The organism is Leptolyngbya sp. FACHB-261 (assembly GCF_014696065.1).
Taxonomy (GTDB): Bacteria; Cyanobacteriota; Cyanobacteriia; order FACHB-261; family FACHB-261; genus FACHB-261.
Window position 1 is genome coordinate 36,643 of record NZ_JACJPL010000005.1, and the last position, 6,490, is coordinate 43,132.

General features: G+C 53.5%; 5 protein-coding genes. 3 read left to right on the plus strand and 2 right to left on the minus strand.

What is annotated here, in order from left to right; all coding sequences use genetic code 11:
• Window positions 1–515 precede the first annotated feature (515 nt).
• On the plus strand, window positions 516–878 hold the full coding sequence (locus H6F94_RS03625) for a hypothetical protein (protein ID WP_190800880.1): 363 nt from the start codon (window positions 516–518) through the stop codon (window positions 876–878).
• Window positions 879–1,107: 229 nt separating this feature from the next.
• Here H6F94_RS03625 and H6F94_RS03630 read toward each other — a convergent pair whose 3' ends face one another.
• A complete protein-coding gene (locus tag H6F94_RS03630) occupies window positions 1,108–1,665 on the minus strand; it encodes a phosphate-starvation-inducible PsiE family protein (RefSeq protein ID WP_190800881.1) in 558 nt (185 codons plus the stop codon).
• Window positions 1,666–2,139: 474 nt separating this feature from the next.
• Between H6F94_RS03630 and H6F94_RS03635 the strand changes: the two genes are divergently transcribed.
• Window positions 2,140–2,589, plus strand: coding sequence for a DUF2267 domain-containing protein (locus tag H6F94_RS03635; RefSeq protein WP_199320189.1), 450 nt, complete (start codon window positions 2,140–2,142; stop codon window positions 2,587–2,589).
• A 365-nt stretch (window positions 2,590–2,954) separates the two neighbouring features.
• On the opposite strand, the gene mutS is transcribed toward H6F94_RS03635, so the two are convergent.
• Window positions 2,955–5,579: a DNA mismatch repair protein MutS gene (gene mutS, locus H6F94_RS03640; protein WP_190800882.1), complete on the minus strand. Its 2,625-nt coding sequence runs from the start codon at window positions 5,577–5,579 to the stop codon at window positions 2,955–2,957.
• A 227-nt stretch (window positions 5,580–5,806) separates the two neighbouring features.
• On the opposite strand from mutS, the gene H6F94_RS03645 reads away from it, so the two are divergent.
• Window positions 5,807–6,490 (plus strand): tetratricopeptide repeat protein (locus H6F94_RS03645; protein WP_199320190.1); only part of this gene is annotated, 684 nt, incomplete at its 3' end.

Consider the following 6,490-nt stretch of genomic DNA (forward strand, 5'->3'; position numbering starts at 1 on the left):
AGCACCTTTGCTATATATTCGCCAGTACGAGGTGGCTCAATTAGAAACATGGGAACGTAGACGTCTAATATGCACAGAAACTCCTTTTTCTTCAGGTGAAAGACTCCTGGGTGCGGTGCTCTTAATTACTTAATAAACAAATCTCGTTCCAGGTTCCAAACTAGTCTGAGATGTCCATTTAGCATAGCCATCGTTTTTCTAGCTGAGTAGGAAGAAAAGACAGTGGGTTGGAAGGGGGCCGTCGCTTAAGTTTCAGTGCTCACAATGCTTGGTTAACTGCAACACGCAGATCTTTTTTGGGTTACCCCCTTGACTCCGGAATCCAGTCCCTGCTAACTTCCACACAGGCAACTGGACCCCTAGGCGTCCCCCAGGGTCTTAGACAAACTCTGGGGAACTAACCGCTCAGGTCGTCACTCACGACCTGGCGGCTAGGGGGCAGTTTAGCACCTGCCTTTCTCGACCCTGAATAGGGTCAAAGGCTCTATTGCCCTCAAATTTTTGGAGTTCTTACCATGCACCTTACCCAGGTGTTACAGCCGCAGCTTTGCATTTCTCTCGCTCAAGTCGCGCAGTTCCTTGGCATTCCTCCCTCGCTCATCTGCCGCATTGAACACTGGGCGCAAATCCTCTTCGTTCACCGCCTTGACCGAGGGGGCATCTTCCTCAGCTATCGCAAGTTTGCAGCCTGGGTAGAAGCTTGCGCTCTAACCATCCGTGCCGCCTGTACCGACTTGCATTTGCTCGAATGGCTCGGCGAAGTGATCAAGGCCGAGACTCAGCGCTTCAAATACCCGGAAACCGTGCTCGACTACTGGCGCCAACTCTGGCGATTGCAACATTACCAACTGCGGCGGTATGGGCAAGAGACAGCTTGAACTGTTGCGTTCCGCTCCTGAACCTCTGCATTGCGGTCGCGGACCACTTCATTTCACTCCTGGACCCCTTATACCAATTCTCTAAATGAGCACTACCAATCAAAACCCCTCCCAACTTCCCCTTGGCAAGAGGAGGTTGAAAGGGGTCAATCTGTAGAAGTTCAAAAGTGAGTGGGTATCATTCCCAATGGCGAAGCGGGACGAGCTACGCCAATTTCTGCACTGCCAATTACGGGTCCTTTAAAGCCGCAAGGCTGCCATAATCCTCTATGTGAGCAAGGCTTAGGGTTGAAGCTAGGCCATCCTTATGTTCCCCAGAATGGAGTTGCTTTTGAGGTTCGGGACCGGATACATGCATGAGCCGAGCCATTCCAGCTCGAATGAGTAATAGGCTCCCAAGTACCAGCAGAAAAAGACAAGTTGAGGTGATTTGGGCTGAGGGAATTTCCAGCACGCCTTTCACAATGACCTCTCGCAGCACCGAGACAATCGCAACTTCCACAGCCACACTCACTGAGATCCGGTGCTCCCGCAAATAGATAATCAGCAGGCGGAATAGCTCTACCAGAATCAGAATGAACAGAATCTCTGAAGAAATGGCTTGAAAATTGACCGGATGTAGCAAGGATACAAACACCGCCCACAATTTCAACACCATTGTGCTGAATAGACCAACACAGAGAGAAATCACAATCAGATCCTGAAAATTTTCCAAACTATCAATAATTTGGACCCTGCCTAACCAGTTGCGATCAGGGGCTGCTTTCTCTTTTAATTGCCTGCTCATAGAATAATTCTCTCCGTGAGTATCAGCATTCAGCAGCTATTTACAAAGCGCTTCATTTGGTTCTACTCCACTTTTAGTTGGAGTGAGATAAGCGATTCATAGGAATTCTCTATATCAAAAATCACTATTAAGCGAGTATTGAGTCGCACTCACCGCTAGCTCAGTGACGCCAAGCTCCTGCAAGACAGTGATTAGCTATCAAGGTAGAACTACCTAGCTCAACTTCATCTGAACTGACCTAAGGCCTGAGCACTTGAGAGACGCTGCCGCTTGAGCCACTTGATTGCTAACAGCCTCAGTCGATCGAGATAAACCAGATCTGTGGCCGTTTTTCCTGTTCACTGACTGAGCCGATGAACTGCGTAGCTCCAGGGACTGACCTCATAGCTACAGATCTCTGTAATTAGACAGACTTCAGCCTGTTATCACCTCGTTAGCATGATCAGTGCCACGATACAAAAGGTAACAATATTAATGACTGGCTTAAACGTGTTCGATAGAACCACTGAATTGACTTATCAGTGGGTTAATGAAGTCGCAAAAGAATTGGGCTTGGATGACAAGCACAAAGCCTTCCAAGGACTACGTGCAACCCTGCATGTCTTACGCGATCGTTTGACGATTGGCGAAGCAGCAAACTTAGGAGCAGAACTACCCATTCTGCTGTCGGGATTCTATTACGAAAGTTGGAAACCTGAGCGCACCCCCAGCCCCGCTCGCTCCAAAGCGGAATTCCTCAACCTGCTGCGCGAGCACCTACACAGCTACTCTCCCAAAAGCGAGCCAGACCTTGATATCGAACAGTTGGCCCGGGCAGTATTTCGAGTCATGACTAACCACATTCCAGCCGGTGAAATGGAGGATATTACTGGCATTCTCTCTGCTGAAGTCAAAGAACTATTTCCAGAGGCCGTGCGCACTTAATCGCGCAGCCAATTACGCATCTGGTTAAGACAGCATCTTAAAAGAGCAAATATCTGTGCTGGCATTGCCAAGTTAAGGTCTAGCTTAAGTTTTTATTGAGAAGATTGCTATTTAATAGCCAAAAAGCAATAGCAGAAATGTTGCTTTTCTGACTGCTAAGAGCAGCTGTATGTATTCTCAATGATTATCCTTAAGCGATTTGACTTAGCAGTGTCAGCACAGAATTAGTGTTTTGCTAATTTCTCAATAAATTTCCAAGATCTATCAACCTGCTAATACCAATTCTCTCAATAAGAGCTATCTATCAAAACCCCTCCTAACCTCCCCTTGCCAAGGGGAGGTTAGGAGGGGGCAACCCATTCGCCTTAGTCTAGTTGAGCTTCAAAAATACTCAGTTGATCCTTAGGCTTAGCAGCCGGTTTGCGCGGGCGTTCATTGCAGGAGCGCAAGCCCACCACAATCGTGCTGTTGGCATCGATTTGGGCCATCACTTGCTTGGCACGATTAATCACCGAAGCGGGCAAGCCCGCCAGCCGCCCCACCTCAATGCCATAGGAACGGTCCGCGCCGCCTGGTTGCACCGAATGCAGAAACACAATCTCGTCCTCCAGTTCCTTCACGGTCACCTGGAAGTTGGCCACATTGGGCAGCAGGCTCGCTAGTTCATTGAGTTCGTGGTAGTGCGTAGCAAAGACCGTGCGACAGCCGATTTGGCTCGCCAGATGTTCAGCTACCGCCCAGGCAATCGACAGCCCATCAAAGGTCGCCGTCCCCCGCCCGATCTCATCCAGCAGCACCAGCGATCTGGGCGTGGCATGGTTGAGGATATTCGCTGTCTCGTTCATCTCGACCATGAACGTCGATTGCCCCGTTGCCAGGTCATCAACGGCGCCAACCCGAGTAAAGATGCGGTCGCACAAGCCCAAAGTTGCCTGGTCAGCAGGCACAAAGCTGCCAATTTGCGCCATCAGCTGAATCAGCCCAGTCTGACGCAAAAACGTGCTCTTGCCGCTCATGTTGGGACCGGTCAGCACCATCAGGTCCGGGTGCTCAACCCCCAGATGCACCGAGTTAGGCACGAAGAAGCCTGCAGGCAACGACTGCTCAACTACCGGGTGTCGCCCTGCCTCAATGGCCAGGGTGCGGTCCTCCCTGATTTGAGGGCAGCAGTAGCTGCGATACACCGCCTGTTCCGCCAGTCCAGCCAGCACATCTGCCGTAGACAGGCCCGTTGCCACTTCCCGAATCGCCGTCACCTGCTGGCCCACCTCAGTGCGCAGGTTACTGAAGATCTCGTACTCCAGGGTTTGCAGTTCGCGCTGGGTGGTGAGGATGCGTGTTTCTCGCTCCTTCAGTTCTGGCGTGATGTAGCGCTCTTCATTGACCAGGGTTTGCTTGCGAATGTATTCGTCAGGTGCCTGCGCCGAACGGGCCCGCGAGATGCTGATGTAGTAGCCAAAGGTGCTGTTGTAGCCAACTTTAAGCGTGTTGATGCCGGTGCGAACTTTCTCGGTTTCCTCCAAGTTTTTGATCCATTCCACATCGCCCTCGACTGCCGCCCGCAGCGAGTCCAACTGCGTATCCACACCCTCACGGATCAGGTTGCCTTCGGTGAGATGGAGCGGCGGCGTTGCCACCAGCGTGCGCTTGAGCTTCTGACCCAACTGCTCTAGGTCCGGTGGCACCTGTTGCAAGGGTTTGAGCAGGGGCGAATGGGCTTTGCTCACGCAGGCTGTGACTTCTGGCAGTTTGCCTAAAGAGGTCGCTAGCGCAATCAGATCACGCGCATTCGCAGTGCCGGATCCGGCCCGACCCGCCAAACGCTCCAGGTCGTAAATGCTGTCTAGCAGAGTTTGCAAATCAGTGCGCAGGTGACCGTCATCCACCAGTTCCTGGATCGTGGCCTGCCGCTGCCGAATCTCCTCGGCATTTAACAGCGGTTGCAAGAGCCAGCGGCGCAGCAGGCGACCGCCCATCGAGGTGCGGGTGCGGTCCAGAGCCCAGAGCAAGGAACCATGGAAGGTGCCATCGCGCACGGTCTGGGTGAGTTCCAGATTGCGGCGGGTTTGGGGGTCAAGGCTGAGATAGGCCGAGACGGTATAGGTGCTGAGCCGCTGCAACGGCAGTTTGGTGCTCTTTTGCGTATCGCTGAGATACTCCAGCAAGCCACCACTGGCTCGCACGGCCAGCGGCAAATGTTCGCAGCCATAACCTTCTAATGAGCGCACACCAAAGGCTTCTAAAATCCGGCTTCTAGCTTCGGTCAGGGCAAAAGGCCGTTGAGGGCGCAAGGTGTAGCAGAACTGCCGGGGCAAGCCCTCGGGCAACTGCCCAGCCCCTTCACCGGGACGCAGCAAACCCACCAGGTCCGGTTCATCCACCGGCAACAGAATTTCAGACGGTCCCAGGCGCAGCAGTTCTTGCGTGAGCTGCTCGGTGCTCTCCAACTGCGTGGTGTAAAACTCGCCCGTAGACACATCGGCATAAGCCAGCCCCCAATGCTTGCCTGAGGGCACCATTGCCACCAAGAAGTTGTTCTTGCGGGCATTGAGCATGCCCTCTTCCAACACCGTACCGGGGGTGATCACGCGGGTGACTTCCCGTTTCACCAATCCTTGCGCCGCAGCCGGGTCTTCCATCTGGTCGCAAATGGCAACGGCGTAGCCCTTCTCTACCAGTTGCGTGCAGTAGCGGTCTAGCGCATGGTGCGGAATCCCTGCCATCGGCACCCGCCCAATCTTCTTGCCCGACTCCCGCCCGGTGAGCACGATTTCCAGTTCACGGGAGAGGAGAGCCGCGTCTTGGAAAAAGGTTTCGTAGAAGTCGCCCATGCGGTAGAGCAGGATCGCCTGAGGGTGCAGCTCTTTCATGGCGATGTAGTGCTGCATCATCGGCGTGAGGTCAGCCCGCTCTACCGCCCGGTAGTCGTGGTTCTTGGGGGCGCTGGAGGGGGGGGCGTGGGAGATGCTGGGGGAGGTAGAGTCGCTCATTTCTACAGGCTACCAAACCGTCCCTGCACTAGGAGGCAAGTCTTGCTCAGTGTGGAGCTGAGCTATTGATGCGGGGAGTCTTGCAAGTTTTGTGTGGTGGTTAGAGGTTCTATCTGAAAGCGCCGCAACTCCCCAAAACTCCGTCTCTAAGTGTTTGTCTGTACAGGCAACGGACACACTGCTCTACTCTGATAGCCAAGAGCGGTTATTTACCAGAGGGCATGGCTATGGTTCAGAGAATCAGTCGGAACTCAATCTTGTGGTATCTCTCCCATAGCCTGCTTCTCTCTGCCTGTCTTCTGCTTTTGCCGGGAATCACAACTGCGGTGCACGGTCAGGATGTAGCGAGGCTTAAGCAATCGCCAACAACGACACAAGACGGGAGACGCGCTGCCGCCCAACGAGCGTTTGCAGAGGGACAGCGACTGCGGCAGCAAGGGACAGCGGAAGCTTTGCGGCAGGCAATTGTCAAATATGAGGAGGCCCTGCTGTTGTGGCGAGCCGTAGGCGACCGCTCTGGGGAAGCAGCTACCCTCAACAGCATTGGCTTGGTCTACGACTCTCTCGGCGACAAGCAGCAAGCCCTCTCCTACTACAACCAAGCTTTGCCACTAAGGAGAGCAGTAGGCGACCGCTCTGGAGAAGCAACGACCCTCAACAATATTGGCTTGGTCTACGACTCTCTCGGCGACAAGCAGCAAGCCCTCTCCTACTACAACCAAGCTTTGCCACTAAGGAGAGCAGTAGGCGACCGCTCTGGGGAAGCAACGACCCTCAACAATATTGGCTTGGTCTACAACTCTCTCGGCGACAAGCAGCAAGCCCTCTCCTACTACAACCAAGCTTTGCCACTAAGGAGAGCAGTAGGCGACCGCTCTGGGGAAGCAACGACCCTTAACAATATTGGCTTG

Excerpts from the sequence above, each read along its gene's own strand:
- H6F94_RS03625 (WP_190800880.1), top strand. The coding sequence starts at position 516 with ATGCACCTTACCCAGGTGTTACAGCCGCAGCTTTGCATTTCTCTCGCT.
- H6F94_RS03630 (WP_190800881.1), bottom strand. The coding sequence starts at position 1,665 with ATGAGCAGGCAATTAAAAGAGAAAGCAGCCCCTGATCGCAACTGGTTA.
- H6F94_RS03635 (WP_199320189.1), top strand. The coding sequence starts at position 2,140 with ATGACTGGCTTAAACGTGTTCGATAGAACCACTGAATTGACTTATCAG.
- mutS (WP_190800882.1), bottom strand. The coding sequence starts at position 5,579 with ATGAGCGACTCTACCTCCCCCAGCATCTCCCACGCCCCCCCCTCCAGC.